At 32.4% G+C, this 24,022-nt stretch carries 35 protein-coding genes and 4 tRNA genes; 38 read left to right on the top strand and 1 reads right to left on the bottom strand.

What is annotated here, in order from left to right:
• Positions 1–60 precede the first annotated feature (60 nt).
• From AB5150_RS04305 to AB5150_RS04260, 10 genes are all read left to right on the top strand, one after another.
• On the top strand, positions 61–267 hold the full coding sequence (locus AB5150_RS04305; protein WP_368291309.1) for a hypothetical protein: 207 nt from the start codon (positions 61–63) through the stop codon (positions 265–267).
• 35 nt (positions 268–302) lie between these two features.
• Positions 303–509 (top strand): hypothetical protein, encoded by a 207-nt coding sequence (locus tag AB5150_RS04300; RefSeq protein ID WP_368291308.1) that lies wholly within the window; start codon positions 303–305, stop codon positions 507–509.
• Positions 510–535: 26 nt separating this feature from the next.
• Positions 536–883, top strand: coding sequence for a hypothetical protein (locus AB5150_RS04295; protein ID WP_368291307.1), 348 nt, complete (start codon positions 536–538; stop codon positions 881–883).
• Between the two features lie 75 nt (positions 884–958).
• A complete protein-coding gene (locus AB5150_RS04290; protein WP_368291306.1) occupies positions 959–1,201 on the top strand; it encodes a hypothetical protein in 243 nt (80 codons plus the stop codon).
• Positions 1,202–1,245: 44 nt separating this feature from the next.
• Positions 1,246–1,401, top strand: a complete 156-nt coding sequence (locus AB5150_RS04285; protein WP_368291305.1) for a hypothetical protein — start codon at positions 1,246–1,248, stop codon at positions 1,399–1,401.
• Between the two features lie 19 nt (positions 1,402–1,420).
• Positions 1,421–1,654 carry a hypothetical protein gene (locus tag AB5150_RS04280; RefSeq protein WP_368291304.1) on the top strand — a complete coding sequence of 78 codons (234 nt, stop codon included), beginning with the start codon at positions 1,421–1,423 and terminating at the stop codon, positions 1,652–1,654.
• A gap of 340 nt (positions 1,655–1,994) precedes the next feature.
• Positions 1,995–2,219: a hypothetical protein gene (locus AB5150_RS04275; protein ID WP_368291303.1), complete on the top strand. Its 225-nt coding sequence runs from the start codon at positions 1,995–1,997 to the stop codon at positions 2,217–2,219.
• The gene (locus tag AB5150_RS04270) at positions 2,216–2,488 is read left to right on the top strand and encodes a hypothetical protein (RefSeq protein WP_368291302.1); all 273 of its coding nucleotides are present in this window, start codon (positions 2,216–2,218) and stop codon (positions 2,486–2,488) included. The genes AB5150_RS04275 and AB5150_RS04270 overlap by 4 nt, the downstream gene beginning before the upstream one ends.
• Before the next feature lies 1 nt (position 2,489).
• Positions 2,490–2,702, top strand: coding sequence for a hypothetical protein (locus tag AB5150_RS04265; RefSeq protein ID WP_368291301.1), 213 nt, complete (start codon positions 2,490–2,492; stop codon positions 2,700–2,702).
• Between the two features lie 18 nt (positions 2,703–2,720).
• Positions 2,721–3,701, top strand: a complete 981-nt coding sequence (locus tag AB5150_RS04260) for a tyrosine-type recombinase/integrase (RefSeq protein WP_368291300.1) — start codon at positions 2,721–2,723, stop codon at positions 3,699–3,701.
• 63 nt (positions 3,702–3,764) lie between these two features.
• Here the strand turns inward: AB5150_RS04260 and AB5150_RS04255 are convergent, their stop codons facing one another.
• Positions 3,765–3,998, bottom strand: coding sequence for a hypothetical protein (locus AB5150_RS04255; protein WP_368291299.1), 234 nt, complete (start codon positions 3,996–3,998; stop codon positions 3,765–3,767).
• A 174-nt stretch (positions 3,999–4,172) separates the two neighbouring features.
• Between AB5150_RS04255 and AB5150_RS04250 the strand changes: the two genes are divergently transcribed.
• The 28 genes from AB5150_RS04250 to AB5150_RS04115 all read left to right on the top strand — a co-directional run bounded on the left by AB5150_RS04250 (position 4,173) and on the right by AB5150_RS04115 (position 23,529).
• Positions 4,173–4,556: a type II toxin-antitoxin system PemK/MazF family toxin gene (locus AB5150_RS04250; protein ID WP_368291298.1), complete on the top strand. Its 384-nt coding sequence runs from the start codon at positions 4,173–4,175 to the stop codon at positions 4,554–4,556.
• The gene (locus AB5150_RS04245; protein ID WP_368291297.1) at positions 4,556–4,831 is read left to right on the top strand and encodes a hypothetical protein; all 276 of its coding nucleotides are present in this window, start codon (positions 4,556–4,558) and stop codon (positions 4,829–4,831) included. The genes AB5150_RS04250 and AB5150_RS04245 overlap by 1 nt, the downstream gene beginning before the upstream one ends.
• A 273-nt stretch (positions 4,832–5,104) precedes the next feature.
• Positions 5,105–5,175: transfer RNA gene (locus tag AB5150_RS04240), tRNA-Gln, on the top strand.
• Positions 5,176–5,179: 4 nt separating this feature from the next.
• A tRNA-Lys gene (locus tag AB5150_RS04235) sits at positions 5,180–5,252 on the top strand.
• Positions 5,253–5,301: 49 nt separating this feature from the next.
• Positions 5,302–5,916 carry a hypothetical protein gene (locus AB5150_RS04230; protein ID WP_368291296.1) on the top strand — a complete coding sequence of 205 codons (615 nt, stop codon included), beginning with the start codon at positions 5,302–5,304 and terminating at the stop codon, positions 5,914–5,916.
• A gap of 31 nt (positions 5,917–5,947) precedes the next feature.
• Positions 5,948–8,170, top strand: a complete 2,223-nt coding sequence (locus AB5150_RS04225) for a sigma-70 family RNA polymerase sigma factor (RefSeq protein WP_368291295.1) — start codon at positions 5,948–5,950, stop codon at positions 8,168–8,170.
• 16 nt (positions 8,171–8,186) lie between these two features.
• A complete protein-coding gene (locus tag AB5150_RS04220) occupies positions 8,187–8,936 on the top strand; it encodes a DUF5839 family protein (protein WP_368291294.1) in 750 nt (249 codons plus the stop codon).
• Between the two features lie 62 nt (positions 8,937–8,998).
• Positions 8,999–9,071: transfer RNA gene (locus AB5150_RS04215), tRNA-Gln, on the top strand.
• Positions 9,072–9,075: 4 nt separating this feature from the next.
• Positions 9,076–9,148: transfer RNA gene (locus tag AB5150_RS04210), tRNA-Lys, on the top strand.
• A gap of 28 nt (positions 9,149–9,176) precedes the next feature.
• Complete coding sequence (locus AB5150_RS04205) at positions 9,177–9,554, top strand: hypothetical protein (protein WP_368291293.1); 378 nt, start codon at positions 9,177–9,179, stop codon at positions 9,552–9,554.
• Positions 9,555–9,751: 197 nt separating this feature from the next.
• Positions 9,752–9,958, top strand: coding sequence for a hypothetical protein (locus AB5150_RS04200; RefSeq protein ID WP_368291292.1), 207 nt, complete (start codon positions 9,752–9,754; stop codon positions 9,956–9,958).
• 18 nt (positions 9,959–9,976) lie between these two features.
• Entirely contained in the window at positions 9,977–10,369 is a 393-nt protein-coding gene (locus tag AB5150_RS04195; protein WP_368291291.1) for a hypothetical protein, read from the top strand.
• Between the two features lie 88 nt (positions 10,370–10,457).
• Positions 10,458–12,515: a hypothetical protein gene (locus tag AB5150_RS04190; protein ID WP_368291290.1), complete on the top strand. Its 2,058-nt coding sequence runs from the start codon at positions 10,458–10,460 to the stop codon at positions 12,513–12,515.
• An 18-nt stretch (positions 12,516–12,533) separates the two neighbouring features.
• On the top strand, positions 12,534–12,923 hold the full coding sequence (locus AB5150_RS04185) for a hypothetical protein (protein ID WP_368291289.1): 390 nt from the start codon (positions 12,534–12,536) through the stop codon (positions 12,921–12,923).
• Between the two features lie 111 nt (positions 12,924–13,034).
• Positions 13,035–13,439 (top strand): hypothetical protein, encoded by a 405-nt coding sequence (locus AB5150_RS04180; RefSeq protein ID WP_368291288.1) that lies wholly within the window; start codon positions 13,035–13,037, stop codon positions 13,437–13,439.
• A 3-nt stretch (positions 13,440–13,442) separates the two neighbouring features.
• Positions 13,443–13,991: a hypothetical protein gene (locus AB5150_RS04175; RefSeq protein ID WP_368291287.1), complete on the top strand. Its 549-nt coding sequence runs from the start codon at positions 13,443–13,445 to the stop codon at positions 13,989–13,991.
• A gap of 289 nt (positions 13,992–14,280) precedes the next feature.
• Positions 14,281–14,859: an HNH endonuclease gene (locus tag AB5150_RS04170; protein WP_368291286.1), complete on the top strand. Its 579-nt coding sequence runs from the start codon at positions 14,281–14,283 to the stop codon at positions 14,857–14,859.
• Positions 14,783–16,162: a CCA tRNA nucleotidyltransferase gene (locus AB5150_RS04165; protein WP_368291285.1), complete on the top strand. Its 1,380-nt coding sequence runs from the start codon at positions 14,783–14,785 to the stop codon at positions 16,160–16,162. Before AB5150_RS04170 ends, AB5150_RS04165 begins: the two co-directional genes overlap by 77 nt.
• Before the next feature lie 10 nt (positions 16,163–16,172).
• Complete coding sequence (locus AB5150_RS04160; RefSeq protein ID WP_368291284.1) at positions 16,173–16,913, top strand: NAD-dependent protein deacylase; 741 nt, start codon at positions 16,173–16,175, stop codon at positions 16,911–16,913.
• 234 nt (positions 16,914–17,147) lie between these two features.
• Positions 17,148–17,417: a hypothetical protein gene (locus tag AB5150_RS04155; RefSeq protein ID WP_368291283.1), complete on the top strand. Its 270-nt coding sequence runs from the start codon at positions 17,148–17,150 to the stop codon at positions 17,415–17,417.
• A gap of 73 nt (positions 17,418–17,490) precedes the next feature.
• Entirely contained in the window at positions 17,491–17,841 is a 351-nt protein-coding gene (locus AB5150_RS04150; RefSeq protein WP_368291282.1) for a hypothetical protein, read from the top strand.
• A gap of 418 nt (positions 17,842–18,259) precedes the next feature.
• Complete coding sequence (locus AB5150_RS04145) at positions 18,260–19,183, top strand: DNA cytosine methyltransferase (protein ID WP_368291281.1); 924 nt, start codon at positions 18,260–18,262, stop codon at positions 19,181–19,183.
• Between the two features lie 87 nt (positions 19,184–19,270).
• Positions 19,271–19,825: a cysteine hydrolase family protein gene (locus tag AB5150_RS04140; protein WP_368291280.1), complete on the top strand. Its 555-nt coding sequence runs from the start codon at positions 19,271–19,273 to the stop codon at positions 19,823–19,825.
• Positions 19,818–20,519 (top strand): AP2 domain-containing protein, encoded by a 702-nt coding sequence (locus AB5150_RS04135; protein WP_368291279.1) that lies wholly within the window; start codon positions 19,818–19,820, stop codon positions 20,517–20,519. Before AB5150_RS04140 ends, AB5150_RS04135 begins: the two co-directional genes overlap by 8 nt.
• Positions 20,512–21,156 carry a hypothetical protein gene (locus AB5150_RS04130; protein ID WP_368291278.1) on the top strand — a complete coding sequence of 215 codons (645 nt, stop codon included), beginning with the start codon at positions 20,512–20,514 and terminating at the stop codon, positions 21,154–21,156. The genes AB5150_RS04135 and AB5150_RS04130 overlap by 8 nt, the downstream gene beginning before the upstream one ends.
• Positions 21,146–21,700: a DUF5662 family protein gene (locus AB5150_RS04125; RefSeq protein WP_368291277.1), complete on the top strand. Its 555-nt coding sequence runs from the start codon at positions 21,146–21,148 to the stop codon at positions 21,698–21,700. Before AB5150_RS04130 ends, AB5150_RS04125 begins: the two co-directional genes overlap by 11 nt.
• Position 21,701: 1 nt before the next feature.
• Entirely contained in the window at positions 21,702–22,910 is a 1,209-nt protein-coding gene (pncB, locus tag AB5150_RS04120; RefSeq protein WP_368291275.1) for a nicotinate phosphoribosyltransferase, read from the top strand.
• Positions 22,903–23,529 carry a nicotinate-nicotinamide nucleotide adenylyltransferase gene (locus AB5150_RS04115; RefSeq protein WP_368291274.1) on the top strand — a complete coding sequence of 209 codons (627 nt, stop codon included), beginning with the start codon at positions 22,903–22,905 and terminating at the stop codon, positions 23,527–23,529. Before pncB ends, AB5150_RS04115 begins: the two co-directional genes overlap by 8 nt.
• Positions 23,530–24,022: the final 493 nt, after the last annotated feature.

Genomic DNA, 24,022 nt, shown 5'->3' with positions numbered 1-24,022 from the left:
GTATATTGCGATACTTATTATAAAGGGAAATTTCCTCAGACCAAAGAAGGAGTATATGATATGGGACTTCTTAGCGGAATTAAAAATAGGGTTGCAGTAGAGCATCCAGATTTTAATGGAATACATGGTTTTGTTCCAGCTCATACAGAAATATTAACTGTAACAGAAAATGATTGCGACATTCCAAATGGAAAAATATCTGTTACAGTATTAATTGGTAATTTAAGATTGTGGATGTCGAAAGGGTATAAAATTTATACCCAATGAACCAAGTTTTCTTTTGAATGGAAGGAGTGAATAATATGAATGACGTATTGGAACAGCGATTAGCTGCAAAGAAGCGAGATTTGGAAAATCAACAAGAATATTTCAGAATTAATATGAAAAACATTAAACAATCAACTTATGAAGACAATGCTATTAACGCATTATTATACATGAAGAAACTGAAAACGGAAATTGCAGAGTTAGAGTTAGTGATGCAGTTAAAAAAGACAAATGAACTCTAAGTTTACTATGGAAGGAGAATACAATAATGACAAAAATTAGGGATGTGTTTGGAATAGAGCATGAGGCAAAGTTAATAAGTAGTCAAAATTCTCCATATTTAGAATATGAATATAAGGTTGTTCAAAGGATGTATAATCCAAATTATGGAGATAACAGAAAATGTATTTGTGGACATTCTTATTATAGACATTTTGATTCATATGAGAATATGGAAGCTTGTGGCTGTAAATATTGTGGCTGTTCAGAATTTGTGGAAGATACTACAGAAATTAAAAACAAAAATCTTCCGCATCATTGTAAATTATGTGGGGCTTATATTGAAGAAGATAATCTTAGTGTATGCGACAAGTGTGCGTCTGAATATCAGATATAATGGCAAAGGAATTTAACTTTCCTTTGGAGGTGAAATGTCATAAAAGAACACAAAAAGCAATGGATACTTAATTATATGTCGCAACACAAGGATGAGTTTATTGATGTTGTAGCAGATGATTTTGTAAATGCATACATACATGCATTTAATCCCAAAACAGTAGAATGGTATCCGTATGGAGCACCGAAAGTTCCTGAAATTGGTAAGCTGCTCGCAGAATTATACAAAGAGAATAAAGTAAGCAGATATAGGCATTATTGTGAATTTTGGCAAGATGGATATCCAAAATGGTTTTATATTTACTTTTTACAAGGATAAAAAGAAAGAATGATTTACTTGGAAGATTAGAGGAAGTGATGTAAATGGACAGAAAACGAAATAATCCTACATGGTGTTGTGATCAAATTGAAGAGAAAATTAAAGATTATAAACTATCTCTTACAGAAATTAGAGAAGAAGAAGTAAAAAGACAGATGGAAATTGTGATTGATGATTTAGAGTCAATTTTATATGGGTAGATTGGAAGAGGTGATATAGATGGAAAAGTTGAAATTATATACAGTTACAAAAGCCAGTTCGGATAGAACATTTGAAGTTGGAGATATAATATGGTTATCTGAAAATGATGATCTAAATAGCTGTAAAGGACGTGGATGGCTTCAAAAAAGTGAATGGGACAATCCGGGAACTAATGATTTTGAAGTTACGGAATGCACTGATTATTATTTAGATATAGCAGGTAGTCATGAAGAAGTGCGGAAAAAGAAATGACGATTTCCCCTTGATATAAAATTTAAGGGAAAATATTTGGATGATAAGGAGAAAACAATGAAACATACATATAAATGCCCATATTGCAATAGTAATAATACAAAAGCCCCTATATTAGATAAATGTATTGTCTATATAGATGATCATACATGCAGGGTGTCAGTAGATAAGCGGTGTAATACATGTGGGAAAATATATAATGTGGAGATGGAATATATAAGAAATTGGGCGTTATAACGTCAATAAAAATAAACATAAACAACAATTATGTAAATAATAGTAAACATTAGAAGCAGGAATTAACTGCTTCTTTTTTATTGCAGAAAATGAGGTGATTATTATGACAATAATTAGAGATTTTATAACTAAAAACGAAAATGTACCAATTATGATTGAAACAGCAGAAACAAGAAATACAACAGATCCATTAAGAAAGGAACTGTGGAAAGGTATGTTATATGATATTCCAAAAGATTTGCAGAATTGGGAAGTAATTCAGGAAGGGTATGGGATTGTAGCTCAGTGTAATGTACTAACAATTTTAGAGGATGGTGATGAAAAATGAGTAGATATAAAAATGGAAACCCAAAACGACAATCAAAGTTTATATGCTTGCATTGCATGAAAGAAAATATGTTAGTTACTGGTATACAACGCAAGCAGCAACGTGAGAAAGGACATGTAAAAGATTTATATTGTTTGCGATGCGGATTTGTTACAAAAAACGAAGAGGTTAGATATTGTGATTCTTACGATGAAATATTTGAGTTAGCTAAGATAAAAAGAGAGAATTATTATACGGATAACTATGAAAGAGAAAGTGAGGTAGTTTAATATGGATAGATATACGATAGAAGAAATTGTATTATCTCTTGCCGATATAGTGCAGGAGAATAGGTATTTAAGGGAAGAGAATAAAAGGCTACATAAAATAGAAAAAGAATATCATGAGTATCTTGATGAAAGATTTAAGGCGAGTGAACAGGCATCATTAAATATGTACAATGCTATTTGTACAAGTTATTCATTGGGAAATAATAAAAATTGAGGTTGGAGGTTGATTATCATGTGTTATAAAACAGAAGTTCAGAAAAAAAATGAAGAGATATTAAATAGAAAACTGGATGAATTACAATTACCTCTTTATATGAGAAAATACTTTACCATAAAGATTGAGAGTAAAGCTGGGGCAATAAATTATTTGGGGATTATTGTAGATTTGATCAATTGGTTTATTGAAAAAGGCTTAGTTTTTAGAAATGATATATCAGAAATACAACCTTCAGATTTTGAAAATATTATGGCTGAAGATATTACATTATATTTAAGAACAAAAGAGCAGGAGGGGATAGCTCTTACAACATTGGAAACAAGAAAAAATGTTATTCGTAGTTTTTGGAACTATATAAGTCGAGTGAAAGGAACTAATATATCAGATAGATTTTTCGATGATGTCACCTATAAGGGAATTATATCGAATAATAATTTAATCGAAAAGCTTCCTTCTAGTGACCAACTCAGAGAAATGGAAAGAAAGATTATGTGGAAAAAAGATGTTTCAGTTAGAAATAGAAATATAGCTATATTTAATGTCCTCAAAGGATCAGGAATAAGAGAAGCAGAACTTGCTGGATTAGACATATCTGATTTGCACTTAGATGAAGATATGCCATATTTTACCATTTTAGGAAAAGGAAAATATAGGGAACAGGAGAGTAGAATAGTTTATCTCACAGGTACTGCAAAGAAGGCTTTAATTGAATGGTTAAATTATAGGAATACATTAAATAATATAGTTGATAATAATGCGGTTTTTGTAAATAAAAACGGAACTCGTACAACTGAAGATAATATTAAGAAGATCTTTAAAACGTATGGGAATGGAGTTTCAGCGCATATGTTGAGACACTATTATGCTTCAATAGTTGCAAGCAAGGGAAGTCTAGTATTTTCGCAACAACAGTTAGGGCATTCATCTGTTAGGACTACTATGAAAACATATGCCAATGGATCTGTAGGCATGAAAACAATATTAGAAAGTATGTAATTTGCCATAATTTACCATGATACAGGCTGAATAAAAAGGTGTAAAATTATGTAAAGACGATACTTACTGAGTATCGTCTTTGGGTACAAATCGAACTTCCATTGACAAATTCATAGCCGCAAGCATATCAAATATAGTATTGCATTGTGGGTTTGCAGTTATAAAGAACTGACTTATTGATTGATTGCTTTTCCCAAGATTAGTAGCAACGGTTTTTTGTTGTATCTGATTAAGTGTCATAGCGTATTTCATTGCAGCAAGAAGTTGTTTTGTAGTAGTACATCGAATATAATCCATAATATAGACCTCCGTTCAATATATATATTGATTATACAAGGTGTATATAGTTTATTCAATATTTTTGTGCAATTTTTTATCAATATATATATTGATTATTCAATACATATATTGTATAATCAGAACTATCAAAGGTAGTCCATACATAAAATTTTCAAGAGAGGAGGTAGACATATGGATTTACAGAGATACGATATAGTTGTTGCAAAGATAAAATATATAGAGAATGGATCAGTTCAGTCAAAGGTACGTCCATATGTGATTATCTCGAATCCAGTTGGAACAAAATGTTCCACTATTATTACTGTGATGCCTTTGACTAGTAAAATAAAACGGACTAAGCTACCTGTTCATGGATGTATTGAAGCCAACGGAGAAAACGGTTTACAAGTATACTCTATGACAATGGGAGAGCAGATAATTACTATTTCCAAGACAGAAGTAATTAAAAAAATTGGTACTGTAACAAAAGAAAGCGATAAGAAAATTATTGATCAAACATGTTTTAATGGCTTATTTTTTGGAACAGAATACAGATTAGAGGAGGCGAGGGTGTAATGTATATAAGTAAGGAAGAAGCAAAAAAGATGATCGATAACGCACCTGGCAAGATATGGGTGGACTCATTTAATGGTATAACCTTTATCCATACAAAACCAAGGCAGATCAGTAAAACAGAAGGTTGCTCTTTGGTCAGCCAATCAGAAACAATCAACTATCAGGATAATGATTTCTTTGGCTTATTATCATTAGAAGGGATACAGGAAATAATGATTCATAATATACGTTTTCCTTCGCATTGTAAGATGACCCGAAAAACGGACACACCATAAGGTATAAATAAAACATAGAACAAATGTTCGATAGATATTGACACGCCCGAACAGATGTTCTATTATAGAGTAAGAAAAAACGTAGCCAAGTGAATAGACGGTATTGGCAGTACCGACATCTTGGCTACGCACATAGGTTGATGTAGCAGAATAATACCACACCATATTTTATTATTACATAATATCCTAATAAATTCAACATGTTATTTGTTGAAAAATTTTCGTGGCAGTTCAGCTATATTTCACAAACAGAAATAAAAAGAGAATAAATAATGGGTTATCGCCAAATGGTAAGGCAGTGGGGTTTGATCCCACGATTACAGGTTCGAGTCCTGTTAGCCCAGTTATGTGCTATTAGCTCAGTAGGTAGAGCACTGGACTTTTAATCCAGGTGTCGAGGGTTCGAACCCCTCATGGCACACTATTAAATTGCGCTATTTTTGCGCTGAAAATAAAAAGGAGGGATTGATGTGGCGAGATATGCTATTGGAAATGGCAAGGGGTACATAGCCAAGGATAGTCTTGGTAGATTCACGATAACGACTAATCTTGCAATCGCAGAAATATATTGTCGTGATAAGGCAGAAAATGTGTACAAAAGTTCAATATCTAAGTCCTATAAGGCACGAGGATATAAGGTAGTGAAGTTGGATGATGACGCTCCTGATAGTGTTAGACAGATAACAACTAAGGAGTTGAGGAAGAATACAGAAAAAGTGTTGGATGTTGGAAACATACAGAAGTGGCTAGATAAGATAGCTGACTTGAATGGGTTAGCTGCTGATGCATTACATAGAAAGGTAGAACTAATTGAGCAATTGAGTAAAGTTGATAGAGAACTGAGCGATATTGCACATTACATAGAGTTTAATAACTTAAATGCTGCACAAGGTTACAAAGCCTATAAGATGGAGCATGAACGGAGAATAATTAGAAGATCAATCAAGAATGAGATACAAGTTTTGGAAATTATTCTTGGAAAGAAGATATCAGAAACGGTCACTGATGAGATAAATAATGCTGTGGCTGGGATGGATCAACGTTCATATGAACCAAGAGAACTTAGTGAACTGTTTGATTTTTAATTACATATTATATATAAGGTAGGTGCAGGTAGTGAATAATGAGAAAATGCAAAAAGAATTGAATAATCTTTCCCCACAACAGATGGAGTGGATTGAGGAATATTGTGCAAACGATATGCAGCAGTTAAAGAAAATAAGCTATATTGCGTTTCAGGGGTATAATATTCCGAACTTTGAACATGATGAACTTTATGACGATGCCATGAACGTATTGATGGAAAGTGTAATAGATTATGATACATCTAAAAATGCAAAGTTTGAAACTTATCTGACCAATAATATCAAGAAGTCAGTTATTGATTGGTACAGAGATAATTATCAAAGAGGTAAGCGAAGAAACTTACTTCGAGATAAAGATGGTAAGATAATAAAATTTGATCAATATGGCAATATAACGGACGATGATAAAGGAAAACCTGTAGTTGTTCCAAACACCTCATTTGATGCACCTACAAGAGATGATAGTGAGGTGGATTTGAAAGAAAAAATAGCTTCAGATTTTAATGTGGAGGCAGAAAGTGAATTTGATTTTGACGATAGCGATAAAGTTGAGGAGTTCCTTGAATCTTTACCAAAGACACAAAAAAATATTTTGCTTCTTCGGATGGAGGATATTCCTGCTGATGAGATAAGACAAAAATTAAATATCACAGATAGAGAATATAATAGTGCAATGAAGTCAATTAAGATGAACAAAGGTCTTTCCTTGTTTGCAAAGAATAAAAATGATGGGAATTACGATGTGGAGGTAGATGAAATGGAAGATAGAATTATTGAAATTAGCGAATCTGAAAACTATAGAACAGACAAATACAGTATGTATTCACTATTACAGGATAAGAAAAATGGAGATATGAATTGTAATTACATCTTGCAGCGTGAACCGTTTCAGTGGACTACGGAAGAAGCAAACAGATATTTTTGTCGTATTCTTAGTAACCTTCCTATTCCTGAGATTATCCTTTGTGAGCAAAAGAAGAAAGGATTAACAATTTCTCATCTAATTGATGGTTTACAAAGACTTTCATACGCTGAAGCATTTAAGGAAAATCGTATTAAAATTGGTTCGGCAGGCGCAGAAAGACATTTAATCCAGTATAGAGATTATGTTTTAGATGAAAATGGTAATCGTGAATTAGATGAAGACGGACTTCCTGAATATGAAATGAAAGTGTTCGATGTGATTGGAAAATATTATAAGGATTTACCAGATGAACTGAAAAAGAGATTTAATAATTTTAATATTAATGTAACTAAGTTCTTTGATTGTACAGACGAACAAATTGCAGATCATATTCGTGATTATAACAATCATGCGAGTATGAATAAAGAGCAGGGTGGGCTTCTTAACGTATCAGCACAGACAGCAGGATATATTAAAAAGATCTCACAGAAGAATACATTCTTTAAAAATTGCGGAAAATTCACAGATAATAATGTCATTAAGGGAAAATTGGAACGTGTTGTTGCAGAATCAATAATGTTAATGTTCTTTCGTGATTCATGGAAAGCAAAACTCGACACAATTTATAAATATGTTGATGAAAATGCAACAGAACAGCAGTTTTTAAAGCTTAATTCACATTTTAATAGATTGGAATTAGCATTAGGTGATGACAATAAAGATTTGAAGTCATTACTTACTCCGACAACAATGCCAATGTGGATTGCTGTATTTGATAAGTTTACTACATATAATATCGAAGATTCAAGATTCGTTGATTTCTTAAATGCTTACAATACTGAACTTAAGGATAAAGAAATTGATGGTGTTTCTATGGCAGATTTTAAGGATCAGCAAACAAAGAAAAAAGCAACAATCACAGGTAAGATTGATTTACTTGTGAAGTTAATGAACGAATATTTACATATTACTGAAGATACATCAGTCAATAACGAAGAAACATATATAAATTCATCAAATGATGATAGTGATGACGAGATAGATCCATTACAGTTTATTAAGGACAATGTATCAGAAAGGGTATCTGAGGAAGATATAGATGACTACTATACTCTAATGGATGATTTTAAGACATTACATGGAGTAAATTCAGAGTCGTCATTCTTTGATTATCATAATGAATTAGCATTCTTAGGGATGATTGCTTATTCATTTAAATTTGACAAGGATTTGGACAATTGGCTTGTTGATTACACCAATCGCAATATTACATATAGCACTAATCAGACAGAGAACCTTGAAAATATGATAGCTGATTTCAAGACGTATGAAGAAAAGAAGTCAGCATAGGAAGGAGAATATACATATGGAGAAATTAAAGTTAGTTAAAATTTCAGATATCAAAGTATCACGTAATTTCCGTAATTCTATTCCATCACCAGAGAAGATGGATAGATATAGGGATGCATACTGTCTTGGTAAAGACTCAAAGCACTCTTATGAAAAATGTGCAGGTCAGGTTAAACCAATCATATTGAATGAGAATAATATGATAGTAGATGGCTATATACAGTATCTTGTCATGAAGGAGATGGACGAGGAGTATTGTTACTGCTGCGTTGAACATAAGTTGGTAGTGTATACGCTCATTGATGGTGTTCACACAAATGGGAATAGTAAAGAATATACTTGGAGAGTCCCAGATAATACGAATTGGGATGATTTTAAGAGAAAAATTTCATATGGTGATCTGATATGGGTTAGAACATCTAATGGGATAGCACCAATCATCGTAACAAATATTACTACAATAGAAGCAATTGAAGGTGAATTGTCAGGATTAGAGAGAGTTGCAAAAAAGGACATAATGAAAGGTAAGCTTTGGAAAAACATTGAGATAGATGAAAAAGTGCTTATCAAAAACAGTGTATCAGAGGAGTGGATACCAGCTCATTATGCTGGACTTACATATGAAGGAAAACCTACTGTATGGAACAATGGTGGTACGTCATGGACTACAGATATGATTGGTATACCTAAATATATTAGATTGCCTGGTAGTGTAAGTTTTGGGAAGCATAAGGATCATATGACTAATCTTTTGGCAAGATGTTAAACACTATTTGAAAGTGAAAAGAGAACATATAAAAGGGTGACTCAACTAAGTTGCCCGAATAATGGGTTGTGGTGAAAAGGTCAACACATCGCACTTTGACTGCGACATTTGTGGGTTCGAGTCCCACCAGCCTAGTTATGTGCTACTAGCTCAACTGGTAGAGCATTAGACTTTTAATCTAAGGGTTACGGGTTCAAATCCCGTGTGGCACATTATTTATTATATAGGAGGTGTTTGAAAATGAAAACAATAGACAACAAGTTTGAAATTGGGGAAGAATGTTATACCTATGCAAGAGAAAATTTAGCCATTATTTGTCCGATTTGTAAAGGAACTAAAAAGATTTTTTACAATAGTTATGAAATTCCATGTAAACAGTGTGATGATTCAGGCAAAATTGTAGGAAAGCAGACAGTGGTTGCTCCACATAAGGTTAGAATCAGAAGAATTATTGCTAATATTTGGAATGATGCAATCACAATTAAGTATAAGATTGATGCTGTCGATGATTACATCAATGTAAGAAATAGAGGAGAAAGTTCTTTATTTAAGACACTGGAAGAGTGTGAGCAAAAGTGTAAAGAAATTAATCAGGGTGAGAGTAGTGCTGCATTTTAGCAGTAAAGTTCGATTTCATAGGGTGGAGGTGAATATAAATGGCATGTGATTATTGTGCGTACCGTTATTCTTATGATTGTGATGATGGTTGGAATTGCCATAAGAATTGTGAAAGTTTTAAGTTAGATTGGGATAGTTTATCTGAAAAAGATAAGAAAACTATTCAGAAGATTTTGGATAGAAGAGGAGACTAAGTTATGGAACAGATTCAGGAAAATGAACAGTGGAAATTAAATGGCAACTGTGAAAAATGTAGAAGAAATAATTATTGTTCAACGCCTTGTACTCATCATAATAGACGAATAAGAGCAGAGTTTAAAGGTCTTGTTGCGGATACAATGAATAAAATGACAGGTGGTGTAATGAGAGAAGCTATTGATAAGACGGTAAATGGAATTTGGTAAATTGGAAAGGAGATTTATATGGGTATATCATGTGATATTTGTAAATATGGATGTGAACACGATTATGTGAGAGGTAATTATTATTGTTCAAATAAGAACAGTTGCCATCCAATAGCGGATTCCCCAATTGTTAAGAATTGTAGATATGGAGAAATAGACCAATGGAAATATGATTTTAAATATAAACCAAATAAGAGTGATAAAAATGTATCGAAAAAACTTATGTATGAAGAATTGAAGAAGATTCTTTTTGGAATTAAGTTAAAAGATATTGATACTATTATGAAAGAAATTAATGAACTACAAGATAAAATTACATCATATAGAGAACCATATAAATGTGAAACTTGTGCGGTTAAAGAGTGTGATGTATATGCGTTAGGTTGTAGAGATTGTAGTGGTTGGAAGTAGTAAGAAAACTTCGTTTCCTTTGAATTATAAACGGAGAATATAACAGTAGAAACAATTAACAAAAACAAAGAAAGAAGAGGTACAAAACATGGATGGATTTATGAAATTTAAAAAGGCTTTACAGAAGCACTTCGATGAAATGCAGAAAGAGGCAACGCATTTATTTGAGGTAAATGTAGATAAGGATGAATTATGGAATACATATCTTGATAGCTTCCCTGCTGGTACAAATGAGATTTTCAGAGAACGTAGAGAGCATGATTGTAGTTGTTGTAGACAGTTTATTAAGAATATTGGTTCTGCTGTCACTATCAAGGATAATCAGATTCATACAATTTGGGAACTGAATCTTGGTGATACAACATATCAGCCAGTATGTGATGCACTTGACGCTTTTGTAAAGGCTCATACAGTTACAGATATTTATACAACCAAGTTCCCTAAGATTGGCACAGATTTTAACTTTGAAGAAATTAATGGAAAGTCTCATCAGTGGGATCATTTCTTCTTAGAGCTTCCAAGTAAGTTCGTAAATAGAAGTAGTCGTTCTAATGAGGAAGTTAAAGGACAGTTCAGAGATACAAGAAATGTATTTAAGCGTTCTCTTGATGAAATTACTATGGATGCACTCGATACAATTCTTGAACTTATCAATTCAAATACACTTTACAAGGGCGAAGAGTGGAAAGGCGTACTCACAGAGTTCAAGAAGTATAAGAAGGAATATGATAAACTGACTTCTGATACTGAAAAGGATTTATATACTTGGGAGAAGTCGGTAACAGCAGGTATGGCTATCGGTAGAATTAGAAATCATTCCATTGGAACACTTCTTATCAATGTAAGTGAGGATATGGATCTTGACACAGCAGTTAAGAAGTATGAGCAGATTGTCGCTCCAAGCAATTATAAGCGTCCAAAGGCTATTTTTACAAAGAAGATGCTTGAGGATGCAAAGAAGACTATTACAGAACTTGGATATATGGATTCATTACAGAGAAGATTTGCTAATCTGAATGATATTACTGTAAATAATGTACTGTTCTCAAATAAGAGTGCTGCAAGAAGAATGGTTGGTGCAGATGATATTTTTGGACAGATGGAAAAGGATGTTGCTGTAAGTCCTAAGAAGTTTTCTAAGGTTGAAGAGATTTCAGCACAGAATTTCATTGATAAGGTACTTCCAACTGCAAAGGAGATTGAAGCTTTTGTAGAGAATAAACATGAGAAGAACTTTGTTTCTATGATTGCACCTGTTAATCCAGACGCTAAGACAATGTTCAAGTGGAATAATGGATTATCTTGGGCTTATTCAGGAAATATTACTGACTCTGATATGAAGCAGAATGTAAAAGCTGCTGGCGGTAATGTTGATGGTGTACTCAGATTTTCAATTCAGTGGAACGAAGATGGACATGACAATTATGACCTTGATGCCCATTGTGTTGAGCCAGATGGAACAGAAATCTATTATGGTAGTTACAAAGCACCAAGAATTACTTTTATGGGCGGTCAGTTAGATGTCGATGTTATTGATCCACGTGGAAAAGTTGCAGTAGAGAATATTACATGGCAGAATTTATCAAGAATGAGACCAGGAATATATAGATTCTTTGTACATCAGTATTCAGGTGCAGTAAGGCATGGATTCAGAGCAGAAGTTGAGTTCAATGGAGAGATTTATTCATTTGATTATAGTAATCCTATGAGAACTGGCGAGAATGTTCAGGTGGCAGAAGTTACACTTGACGAGAATGGCAACTTCTCAATTAAGGAAAAGCTGTCTGGAAGTTCATCTATCTCAAGTCGTGAGATTTGGGGTGTAAATACAAATAAGTTTGTTCCTGTATCAGTAATTAGTTACAGTCCAAACTATTTTGATGAGCAGGATGGAATTGGTCATAGACATTTATTCTTCTTCTTGAAGGATTGTGTGAATAATGAAAGTCCTAATGGATACTACAATGAGTTCTTAAAGAGTGATCTTGAAAAGCATAAGAGAGTATTTGAGGCTTTAGGTGCTAAGTGCCATGTAGAAGATACTGATGATCAGCTTTCAGGAATTGGATTCTCTATGACAAAGAGAGCAGATTTAGTTGTTAAGGTTAAGGGTGCAACAGAGCGTGTAATGAAGATTAAGTTTTAATTAGAAAAGGAGATTATTATGACAAACAACGAATTATTTATCAATGCAACAAGAGCAAACTATCAGTTTCCATTTAGAGGAATGATTAATGTAATTGATTTGTGGGATTTATCTCTCACAAATCTGGACTCAGTGTTTAAGACACTCAATGCGGAAGTAAAGAAGTCTGAGGAAGAGAGTCTTCTGAATACTAAGTCAAAGGAAGACGAGGAAATTTCTAACAAGATTGAAATTGTTAAGTATATTGTTGACGTGAAGCTGGATGAGAAAAAGAAGAGAGAAGACGCTAAGAAAAATGCTGAGATGAGACAGAGATTGCTTGAAATCAAGGCTAAGAGACAGGATGCGGCACTTGAAAATATGTCTGATGAGGATCTGGATAAGGCACTTGCAGAATTAAGTGAGTAATTGTTACGAATATACCATATATAGTATTGAAAATAAGTAATATATACTATATATGGTATATATTTTACATTAAAATGAAACGCACATTTCTTGCGGAATTTTGGAGGTATTATGAAGAAAAGAATTAAGGAAATATGTGGAGAATTAGATGGAGATATTTATTGGAAGGATTGTAATTTCTTAGAAAACGAAGATGATGATGAAATACCTACATTTTACAGTAGAGATGATTGTCATTCTATATCTTTTAGAGATCTATTGTTATGGTATTTGCCAAGATTAGGAAGTTGGCAAGATGAACCAGATTGTAATGATTGTGATTGTAAGGATTGTGATAATTTTAGGCATATAGAAAACTGTAGAGAGATGGTTTTGGATGAGCAGGTTAAGAAAAGACACTATGAGTTATTTCTTGAACTTGTTGACATTTATGCTTATTACACGCAGCAAGATCATGTAAAGTACAGACAATTAAAAGAAAAATGCAAAAGTGTTTTAAGAGAAATTATGGAGTAAAATATGTCAAACTTATATGTATATTTAATTCGTTCTCGAAACAAGGATAATAAGGATATTCCAAGCTTTAAGGAACGTGCCAAAACAATTCTTGAATACAGAGAAAACGAAGATAAAGTGATTGAAGTTTTTAAGGATTTTGCAACTAAAGGACTTCCTGGCGAACAGACAAGATTATATAGGTCAGTTAATTCAAGGAATGAAGAGAAAATCAGAGAAAAGTTGATTATTCGCCTGCTGAGAGATAAGCCAAGTATGACACAACTTAATCGTACATTAGCATCCGTTGCACAGCAGGTACAAAATCGTGACGAAAGTAAATGGTTATTTGATTTTGATGTGGACAATGAAGAAAAAGTAGAAGGTTTTATTGACGATATTTATTTTTATTCAGAATTGGATAATCATGAATTGCATAAGACTCCTCATGGATATGCTATCGTAGTACCACATGGTTTCGATACAAGAGAGTTGATGGAAAAGTGGAAAGATTATGATATTACATTAAAGAAAGATGAGCTGTTATTTTTGGATATGATAACGAATGAGTGATATTTTATTGATATAACAAAAATTGAGGTGAATTTGAAAGAGGTGATATAAAATACTATATACGAAAATACCAAATATTAATATTTTAGAAGAAGATTATCTTACCAAACAACAAATCATTCAGTTTCTGAATATATCTCCAAGTGTTTTTGATAAATTAAAAATTCATCCAGTTAAGAAGAAGGATGGGTTTGGTTTATACAGAACAGATGAATTATTACAGAAAATTCAAAACCGCATAGAAATTTTTCTTAGGTGTGAATTTATTAAAAATTATGAAGATTATTTGGTGAGTAAAAGTGGTGAAATCTATTTGGTAAAAGGAAAGATTATACCTTATAAATTAAAATCTAAAATAGATAAATATGGATATGAAACTGTCACATTAAGCAATAGATACGGCAAAAAATATATTGGAATTCATAGAGTTGTTGCAATGACTTATCTTGAAAATCATGGTAATCTACCACAAGTCAATCACAAAGATGGAAATAAATTAAATAACGATATTATGAATTTAGAGTGGTGTACTGCGAAATATAATATAAATCATTCTTTTGATTATGAATTGAATAAAACAGGAATAGATAATTGGAAGTCTTCTCCTGTTATTGCATATAGGAACAATAATGAAATTGATGGAATATATGAAAATATTTTGGACTGTTCTAAATATTATCATATTAGCGAGAATACAGTTAGGCGTTCTGATAAAAACAAAACAACGAAAGGAAAATGTGGTTATTATTTTCGTAAGATTACCAAGGAAGATTTCTATAAAATGAAGGGAGATGACAGATATAAAGACAAAATCATTACATATATCAATGCCAAAAGGCTGCAAAGAATTAATCAATATTCTGCATAGTAATGGATATGAGGCATTTTTATGTGGTGGTGCAGTGAGAGATAGTATTCTTGGCAGACCAATTCACGATTATGACATTACAACTTCTGCCACGCCAGATGAGATGATGGAAGTATTCAAGGACAAGAGAATTATTGAAACTGGATTACAGCATGGAACTATCACAATTTTAATTGACGGTGAAGGATATGAATGTACCACTTACAGAATTGACGGTAATTACTCAGATAGTCGTAGACCTGATAGCGTAACATTTACACGAAATCTTAAAGAAGATTTAAAGCGTAGAGATTTTACAATTAATGCAATGGCTTACAATGATGAAGTTGGTCTTATAGATCCGTTTAATGGTATGGAAGATATTAAATACCACAAGATTAGATGTGTTGGCAGAGCAGAAGACAGATTTTCAGAAGATGCATTAAGAATTTTACGTGCCATTCGGTTTGCCTCACAGTTGGGATTTGTCCTTGAACCTGATACAGATTGGCATATTTCTAAAATGTATAAGAATTTGGAGAATATATCTATTGAAAGGAGCAATAGTGAATTTTGTAAAATTGCTGCATCGAGTGATTTCTGTGTACAAATGGTCTTATATCACGAAGTATTCTCGTTGTTCATTCCTGAAATTAAAGATATGTTTGGTTTTCAACAGAATAATCCATATCACATGTATGATGTATGGAATCATACCGTACATGCAATAGAATATTGTGAATCCGATGATTTAGTAACAAGATTGGCAGTATTCTTTCACGATTTTGGTAAGCCACACTGTTATCAAGATGGAGAAGATGGTATCAGACACTTTAAAGGTCATGGAAGAGTAAGTGCTGATATGACCAATGAGATTATGAAACGTCTTAGATTTGACAATGATACAAGAGAAAAGGTCATTGAATTAGTCTATTATCATGATGCTACTTTTGAGGTGGGAAAGAAATATGTTAAGAGATGGCTTAATAAAATTGGAGAAGAACAGTTCAGAAGGTTATTAAATGTTCGTAGAGCTGATATTAAAGCACAAGCAGACATGGCTCAGGAAACAAGATTACAGAAAATTGATAACATCGAATATATTTTAGAAGAAGTCTTACAGGATGATGAATGTTTTTCTCTAAAGGATTTAGCAGTTAATGGAAAAGATGTAATGGATACAATGCTCATTAAAAGTGGAAAAGAAGTTGGCTACTGGCTCAATGAAATCTTAACTCGTGTAATAGATGGGAGATTAAAAAATGATAAAGAGGATCTTATTTATTGGATGACTGGTATTACAGATGGTTGGATAGAATATTAAAGGAGGTAATATGTACGAAAAATTAAAAGAATATATAAAAGAATCAAATAATATTGTATTCTTTGGTGGAGCAGGTGTATCAACTGAAAGTGGTATTCCTGATTTTCGTTCCAAGGATGGATTATATAATCAGCATGACGTTCAGTTTGATAAATACGAACCAGAATATCTTTTGAGTAGAGAATGTTTATATAATAATCCAAAGATATTTTATGAGTTCTATCGTCAGAAGATGGATACAAGAAATGTTGAACCAAACGTTACTCATAAGGTGCTTGCTAAGATGGAAGAAATAGGTAAGTTGAAAGCTATTGTAACACAGAATATTGATGGACTTCATCAGAAAGCTGGAAGTAAGAATGTCTTTGAGATTCATGGAACTACTCAGAAGAATTATTGTAGTAAGTGTAAGATGAAATATCATTCTGATTTCTTGTTTAACACTAAAGATGCTATTCCAAAGTGTGAATGTGGTGGGCTGATTAGACCTGATGTGACTTTATACGGAGAGAATCTTCCTAACGAAGCTGTAAATGGAGCAATCAGAGCTATTCGAGATGCTGAAATGTTGATTATTGGTGGCACTTCATTAAAAGTTTATCCAGCAGCTCATTATATTTCATATTTTAGTGGTAGACATTTGGTTGTTATCAATATGGAGAAAATTCAAGTGTTGTTGAATGAGGATACAGATCTGATGATTGTTGATTCGTTAGGTAATGTGTTCAGTGAAATTGATAAATGGATGTGAGGTGAGAGAATAATTGGAATGGATTAAATGTGTCGAAGGACAAATGCCAGAAGACGACAAAAGATATGACGGTAAGAAAGTAATTAATGTACTTGTTACTACAAATCGAGGTATGGTAACAAAAGTACAAAGGCAATACTATGATGGGACATGGTTTTGGGGAAGAATTACTGGCGGTATGAGAGCTTGGATGCCGTTGCCTGAACCGTACAGAGAATAAGTGAGGTGAAATGGATGGATATTATAGAAGAAATTTTGGACAAATATTTTGATGAAGAACATGAATATTATCATCGTTACAGAGAAGATGAAGAAAATTATTATGATGTCGTGGACGAGTTAAAGCAGGAATTAACTAAGAAGAACATTTCTTTTAAGTTGGATGTTACAGACGCATTTGATTCTCCTGGTTATGAGTGTTCTGTTTTATCAATCGCTTATATTAGACCAAATAATAATTGGGGTTCTATTGAACTGGAAACAGTTTTATTAGAAAGCATGTAGAGAATAATCTAATATAGAAGCAATTCTATTCACGGCTGATCAGCCAAATTTTCTTGAGAAGAGAGGTGAGAAAATGATTTATTGTGAAAATATTTATTGCCATAGAAATAGTGTTTTTGATAATTTACAAAACATTGATAAGTCTCATTACAATAAAGATATTTGGGCTTTTGCATACAAAGAAGACGAAAGAGCATTAAATCTTATGTGTAAGCCTGTAAAGGGTAGAATTAAAGAAGATAATTATTTCTATGAATATAAAGTAAATGGTAAAGATTTGAAAAAGAATGGTGTAACTATATATGCGAGATTCTTCGCTGATACATACGAGGAAGCTGTAGAAGGATTTAACAAATTGGTTAGAACCAGAATTAGATCTCTAAAAGATGAGATTTATAAACTAGAAGATATGCTGATTATATAGTATGTAGGATGTGAGAATTATAAAGCAAAATAGTTTTACAATTAATATTTTCTTAGATGAAGATAAAATAGATAAAGAAACAGTAATGTATCATATTTATCATGCCATTCAAAAAGAATTAAATAGTGGCAATGTAGATTATATGAACCTGATTGTAACACCAAGTAAATCGTATGGTGATTTATTAAAAGAGGACAAGCGTTAATTAAAGAATAATATAGTATAGAAAATTTTCTTAACTTGGACATTCGTTCAAGTATTTCCAAAATAAATAAAAGTAACAAGAAATATTTTTTTCTTATGGTTTTTGCAGACGTGCAAAGTCCATAGGATTTTACAACAAAATAATTAAGAAGAAAGGATTTAACAGTAATTCCTGGGTGATTATGGTTACGTAACCTCTGTAAAATAGTGTATTTTGACAGAGAATAATGAAAAAAATAATTCTCAAGGACTACGAGTATTAAGTTTATGTGGTGGCGTTGAAACAGGATTGTATGCGTTACAGCAACTCGGAATACCTATAAGAGAATATCATACATATGAAATTTTGCCAGAAGCCATAGCAGTTTCTCAGTACCATTTTCCGTTTGTGGTACATCATGGCGATTTATATGAAGCGGATTTTGAACAGTTCAAAGGATTTGATTTACTGTTGGCAGGAACTTGTTGCCAGTCACTTTCAAGAGTACGAATTGAAAGTAAAGAGGTCAATAATGGTCTTGATGGTAAGTCAGGAATTTTCTTTAAAGCAATTGAGTGTCTTAGGGCAATTCAGCCCAAATATTTCATGTTTGAAAATGTAATACCAAGTAGTGATGAAGATCTGAAGACAATGACAGAATGTATTGGTGTAGAACCTATTCTGATTGATTCAGGAAAATTTTCTGCGCAGAGTCGTGAAAGATATTATTGGACAAACATACCATTAGGTAAATTATCTGATGAATCTCCATTAGTTTTGAAAGATATTATGGAGAATAGTGTAGATGAGAAATATTTCTATAAGAAAGATTTTGAAATCTTGGATATGAGCAAACGTGTATGTGCAGAGTTAAAAGTCAATTCTATGGAAATGAATAGAAGAATTTATAATCCAGATTTTAAGTGCTGCACATTGACTTGTATAAATGGTGGATATCATGAAAAGAAAGTATTAGATAGTGGTAAACCACGAAAACTTACAGAAGTTGAATATGAAAGATTACAGGGATTGCCTGATAATTTTACAAAAATTCAGCTTAACAATCGTTGGTTATCATACTCAAAAAGATGTAGTTTGATGGGCAATGGATGGAATGAACCTACTATTGAATGGATCTTGAGTGGGTTAAGAGAATAACAGAATATTAAGTTCACAGTAAAGCGGAATTTCTTGCGAGTTTTTAGAGAATAAATACATATAAAAATAAAGAAAAGAGGTAACAAAATGAGTAAAACGCTAATTGTAATTGATATGCAGAATGATTTTATTGATGGTTCGCTTGGAACAAAGGAAGCACATGCGATTGTATCAAATGTAGCAAAGAAAATTAAGGAGTATAAGGAGCGTGGAGATAAAATTTATGTAACTCAAGATACACATTATGAAGATTATTTGAATACATATGAAGGCAAACATTTACCTGTAGAACATTGTATTGCTAATACAGATGGCTGGCAGTTAAATGATGAAGTTTATAACGTATTAAAAAATACAAATGCTACATACATACTAAAGCATACCTTTGGTTCAATTGAACTGGTAAACAAAATCAAAGAGTATATTTCTGAGAATAATATTGACCAGAAACAATATTCAATCGAATTAATTGGTTTATGTTTAGATGTTTGTGTCATTTCAAATGCAGTATTAATAAAGACTGCATTCCCAGAAGCAAATGTATCTATTAACCTAGATTGTACAGCAGCAGTTACACCTAAAACATTCAACGCAACGAAAATAGTTATGAAAAGTTTACAGATAGAAGATAAGTATGTATAGAAAATATGATATAGGAACAGTATGGAGTTCAAATAAATATGGCGATTTTGAAATTGTAGATATAGTATCGAAAAATAGATTTAGAGTAAAATTTATTCTTACTGGATTTGAAAAAGATATATCAAGGTCTTGTTTAGCGGCTGGTGAAATAAGAGATCCATATTATCCAATTTATTATGGCGTTGGCTGTTTGGGAAATATAAATATTAAGTCATATAAAAAAGAATTAAATTTATGGAGATTCATGCTTTCGAGATGCTATGACAAAAACAGTGATAATTATTGCCTATATGGAGACAAAGGGATAAAAGTATGCAAAGAATGGTTATGCTTTAAAAATTTTGTAAAAGACATTCCAGAAATAAAAGGATATGACAGAGAAAAATTCCTAGCTGGTGAATTAGAATTGGATAAAGACATGTCATATGTTGGTCATGGTAGTAAAGAATATTCTTTGAATACATGTGAATTTCTTCCATACAGAGTTAATTTTTCAGAAATGTTGGCTAGAAGGAAATTACATACATCGTCAAGATATGTTGGTGTAACGAAATTAAAAGATGGAAAATGGCAAGTTACATTTTGTGGAAAACATAAAAATATCTATGTAGGAAGATTTTCAACAGAAAAAGAAGCACATGAAGCATATGAAAATTTTAAGAAGAATTACAGAGAAGGAGTAGAATATGGATAAGTACATGAGTGTGATAACCAATTTTGGATGCCACTATTCATGTCCATATTGCATTGTAAAGAATAATAATCTTCAGATTCCAAAGAGTACGATTGATGGATTGAACTCTTTGGAAGAGGAGATTAAGAAAAATCAATGTAATTGGGTATCAATATCTGGTGGTGGAGATCCATTATGGAATTTAGAGAATAACATTGAGTGGTATAAAAAGTTTTTTGATATTACATTAGGAAAAGTTAAGACAGAATTACATACAAGTATGCCAAATGTGAAGTCTGCACCATATCCTTACTTTAACAGAGTTGTATATCATTTACACGATTTTGAACAGTTAAAGTCTATTGAGCGTACTGGTTATGAAATCGTAAGAGTCGTATTCGTAGTCACGAAAAGTTTCACAGAGGATTTAATTAACAGAATAGCAGTGTATTGTCATAACTCAGATATTATTGATGAATTGAGTTTTAGACAGATGGTAGATGAACACTATCAAGAAACAGATTATTGTAGAGAATATCTTAGAGAAGGACATCAGAAGTTATGGTGGTATATTGAACAGTGTGATTACAATTTGTACTACTGTGAGAACAAAGTATACACGGAGTATAAAAAGATTGGAGAGAATAATGAAGTATAAGAATTATATCATTAATACTTTCAGACATTTTAAGAAAGTCTGTACGCATAAACATTGGGTGTTCTACTATTGCTGTAAAGTGGGGATTCCATTTCAAGGGTTAATACATGATTTATCTAAATTTTCTCCAACAGAATTTTGGGAGAGTGTTAAGTATTATCAAGGTACTTCAAGTCCAATAGATGCTTGTAAGAAAGAGAATGGTTGGTCAGCAGCTTGGATGCACCATAAGGGAAGAAACAAGCACCATTACGAATATTGGCAGGACAATTTTGATAATGGTGGGAATCCTATTGAAATGCCAATGAAGTATAAAAAAGAAATGCTTTGTGATTATCTTGGAGCAGGTAGAGCATATTATGGTAAATCGTTTAATTTTGAGAAGGAATTAAAATGGTGGAAATCTAAGAAAAGTAAGCCAATTGCAATGCATCCAAATGACGTAGCTTTTATTGATAAGTATATTAATCTGTTTTATGAGTACGAAAACAGAGAATATGATATTAGAACAATATTTAATCAAATCAAGAAAGAAGGAAAATAATATGGAACAGATTATTACAAGTTTATTGGAGACAGATTCCTACAAATTGTCAATGGGGCAGGCTATTTATCATCAGTTTAGTGATTATAAAACTACTTGGAGTTTTAAGTGTCGTAATAAGGATGTTCATTTTACACCAGAAATGGTAGAAGAGATTCGCAGACAGATTAAATTATATTGTGGTTTGAGATTCACAGAAGACGAACTTACTTATATTGATAATATCAAATGGATGAAAGGTTCGTATGTTGATTTTCTGAGATTGTGGCAGCCAAGATATGACGATTTTGAGATTACAACAAATTCAGATTGCGGTCTTTCTATCGAAACATTTGGTACATGGCTTAATACATCTATGTATGAGATCCCTACACTTGCAATCGTAAACGAAGTGTATTTCCGTATGGCATATAACTATGAGGAATTACTTAATAGTTTCAAAAAGAGATTAGATGAAAAGTATGAAAATCTCAGAAGTGGTCATTGGTATGCTGGTACATTTTCTGAATTTGGTCTTAGAAGAAGACTTTCTGCTGAAGCACAGGAGTTAGCTGTTGAGAAGTTTTCACATTTGAATGATACATTACACAGTCCATCTAAATTTGTTGGCACATCTAATGTATATCTCGCAAAGAAATATAATCTCACGCCTGTTGGAACTATGGCTCATGAATGGATTATGTGTTCTGGTCAGGGCAATCACAAGCACAATCCAGCATATTCAAACTGGTATGCCCTAGACGCATGGGTTAGAGAGTATGGTGTGTTAAATGGTATTGCGCTCACAGATACAATTACAACCGATTGTTTCTTGAAAGATTTTCAGTTGACATATGCAACATTATTCAGTGGTGTAAGACATGATAGTGGCGATCCGATTGAATGGGGTGAAAAGATGATTAATCATTATGAGGCACTTGGTATCAACCCTAAGACAAAGACACTTCTGTTTAGTGACAGTCTTGATTTTGAAAGAGCTGATAAGTTATTCAGACACTTCCATGATAGAGTAAACGTTGCATTTGGAATTGGTACTTATTTGAGTAATGACACAGATGTTCCTGCTTTAAATATTGTAATGAAAACCACTAAATGTAATGGTATGGATGTTGCAAAAGTGTCTGATGTAGAAGGCAAAGGCATGTGTAAAAACCCTGATTATGTTGATTATCTAAAGAGATGTATTAATTGGAGAATGGATCATGAATAAAATTTTACTTATACCAGGAAGTTTTAATCCAATTACCAACGCCCATGTTGATATGGCATTGACTGCTAAAAAAGCGGTTAATGCCGATGCTATATTGTTTATTCCTGCACATGATACATATGTTGCGAAGAAAAAGACTTTGATACCTGGATATTGTCGAGTATCGCTGATTAATTCAATGTCAAATTGTAAGGAAAATAATATGTGGGCATCCGAAGTTGAAACAACCAGCTTCTTTCCACAGAGGACATACAATACTATTGCTCAGATAAGAGATATGAATGAAAAAGATTATATCTTCAACGAATACTATATTTGTTTAGGAATGGATAATATTGAAACACTTACAACTTGGTATAATTGGAAACCGTTTGTTGAGGAATATAATTTTGTAGCATGTGTGAGAGAAGGTCAGAATCTTGAGACTGCTTTAAGAGAAGCGAATCTTATGGAATATAAAGATCACTTCACAGAAATTCAGATACCAGAAAATCATACTTCTTCAAGTTTGGTTAGAGATTTATGTGAAAAAGGTGAATTTGAAAAGGTAAAAGAATTAGTTCCTAGAAATGTATATGAGTATTTAATTCGGTTCTATGATGTGATGAATCGAATGTAGGAAGGAGAATATATAAATTAGAAAAAGAGTAGCAGAAGACGGAGTTGGAAAGACATATGGGTGTTATAAAGTAAAGGATATTGCAGATAGTAGACTTTCTCCTAGTGGTCAATTTAAAACTTATTACATATGTGAGTGTATAAATTGTGGAAGTATTAGAGAACTTAACGCTTATAAGGTTCAAAACAATAATTATAAATATTGTGAAAATTGTAGACCGAAACAAAAAGGTACAAATACACAAATTGGTCAAAAATTTGGACGATTAACTGTAATAAAAAGACATAAAAATAATATTCAACCAAATGGAACAACAAAAGTTGTATGGGAATGCCTATGTGATTGTGGTAACAAAGTTAATGTTGCAGATACACATTTAAAATCAGGTCATACAACAAGTTGCGGCTGTTATCAAAAGGAAGCTGTAAGAGAATATTTAATAAAAGATATTCAAGGTCAAAAATTTGGGAAATTAACACCATATAAGAAAGCA

This window comes from Coprococcus sp. RTP21281st1_F1_RTP21281_210402, assembly GCF_040915325.1.
Lineage (GTDB): Bacteria > Bacillota > Clostridia > Lachnospirales > Lachnospiraceae > Coprococcus > Coprococcus aceti.
The sequence above is the reverse complement of the archived record's forward strand: the minus strand, read 5'-3'. Positions and strand labels throughout refer to the sequence as shown.

Coding starts and splice junctions, on each gene's coding strand:
- AB5150_RS04300 (WP_368291308.1), top strand. CDS start 303: ATGAATGACGTATTGGAACAGCGATTAGCTGCAAAGAAGCGAGATTTG.
- AB5150_RS04140 (WP_368291280.1), top strand. CDS start 19,271: ATGAGTAAAACGCTAATTGTAATTGATATGCAGAATGATTTTATTGAT.
- AB5150_RS04275 (WP_368291303.1), top strand. CDS start 1,995: ATGACAATAATTAGAGATTTTATAACTAAAAACGAAAATGTACCAATT.
- AB5150_RS04165 (WP_368291285.1), top strand. CDS start 14,783: ATGACAGATATAAAGACAAAATCATTACATATATCAATGCCAAAAGGC.
- AB5150_RS04285 (WP_368291305.1), top strand. CDS start 1,246: ATGGACAGAAAACGAAATAATCCTACATGGTGTTGTGATCAAATTGAA.
- AB5150_RS04185 (WP_368291289.1), top strand. CDS start 12,534: ATGACAAACAACGAATTATTTATCAATGCAACAAGAGCAAACTATCAG.
- AB5150_RS04305 (WP_368291309.1), top strand. CDS start 61: ATGGGACTTCTTAGCGGAATTAAAAATAGGGTTGCAGTAGAGCATCCA.
- AB5150_RS04180 (WP_368291288.1), top strand. CDS start 13,035: ATGAAGAAAAGAATTAAGGAAATATGTGGAGAATTAGATGGAGATATT.
- AB5150_RS04130 (WP_368291278.1), top strand. CDS start 20,512: ATGGATAAGTACATGAGTGTGATAACCAATTTTGGATGCCACTATTCA.
- AB5150_RS04290 (WP_368291306.1), top strand. CDS start 959: ATGTCGCAACACAAGGATGAGTTTATTGATGTTGTAGCAGATGATTTT.
- AB5150_RS04195 (WP_368291291.1), top strand. CDS start 9,977: ATGGGTATATCATGTGATATTTGTAAATATGGATGTGAACACGATTAT.
- AB5150_RS04280 (WP_368291304.1), top strand. CDS start 1,421: ATGGAAAAGTTGAAATTATATACAGTTACAAAAGCCAGTTCGGATAGA.
- AB5150_RS04150 (WP_368291282.1), top strand. CDS start 17,491: ATGATTTATTGTGAAAATATTTATTGCCATAGAAATAGTGTTTTTGAT.
- pncB (WP_368291275.1), top strand. CDS start 21,702: ATGGAACAGATTATTACAAGTTTATTGGAGACAGATTCCTACAAATTG.
- AB5150_RS04295 (WP_368291307.1), top strand. CDS start 536: ATGACAAAAATTAGGGATGTGTTTGGAATAGAGCATGAGGCAAAGTTA.
- AB5150_RS04200 (WP_368291292.1), top strand. CDS start 9,752: ATGGAACAGATTCAGGAAAATGAACAGTGGAAATTAAATGGCAACTGT.
- AB5150_RS04245 (WP_368291297.1), top strand. CDS start 4,556: ATGTATATAAGTAAGGAAGAAGCAAAAAAGATGATCGATAACGCACCT.
- AB5150_RS04255 (WP_368291299.1), bottom strand. CDS start 3,998: ATGGATTATATTCGATGTACTACTACAAAACAACTTCTTGCTGCAATG.
- AB5150_RS04125 (WP_368291277.1), top strand. CDS start 21,146: ATGAAGTATAAGAATTATATCATTAATACTTTCAGACATTTTAAGAAA.
- AB5150_RS04250 (WP_368291298.1), top strand. CDS start 4,173: ATGGATTTACAGAGATACGATATAGTTGTTGCAAAGATAAAATATATA.
- AB5150_RS04220 (WP_368291294.1), top strand. CDS start 8,187: ATGGAGAAATTAAAGTTAGTTAAAATTTCAGATATCAAAGTATCACGT.
- AB5150_RS04135 (WP_368291279.1), top strand. CDS start 19,818: ATGTATAGAAAATATGATATAGGAACAGTATGGAGTTCAAATAAATAT.
- AB5150_RS04175 (WP_368291287.1), top strand. CDS start 13,443: ATGTCAAACTTATATGTATATTTAATTCGTTCTCGAAACAAGGATAAT.
- AB5150_RS04190 (WP_368291290.1), top strand. CDS start 10,458: ATGGATGGATTTATGAAATTTAAAAAGGCTTTACAGAAGCACTTCGAT.
- AB5150_RS04160 (WP_368291284.1), top strand. CDS start 16,173: ATGTACGAAAAATTAAAAGAATATATAAAAGAATCAAATAATATTGTA.
- AB5150_RS04115 (WP_368291274.1), top strand. CDS start 22,903: ATGAATAAAATTTTACTTATACCAGGAAGTTTTAATCCAATTACCAAC.
- AB5150_RS04270 (WP_368291302.1), top strand. CDS start 2,216: ATGAGTAGATATAAAAATGGAAACCCAAAACGACAATCAAAGTTTATA.
- AB5150_RS04260 (WP_368291300.1), top strand. CDS start 2,721: ATGTGTTATAAAACAGAAGTTCAGAAAAAAAATGAAGAGATATTAAAT.
- AB5150_RS04205 (WP_368291293.1), top strand. CDS start 9,177: ATGAAAACAATAGACAACAAGTTTGAAATTGGGGAAGAATGTTATACC.
- AB5150_RS04155 (WP_368291283.1), top strand. CDS start 17,148: ATGGATATTATAGAAGAAATTTTGGACAAATATTTTGATGAAGAACAT.
- AB5150_RS04265 (WP_368291301.1), top strand. CDS start 2,490: ATGGATAGATATACGATAGAAGAAATTGTATTATCTCTTGCCGATATA.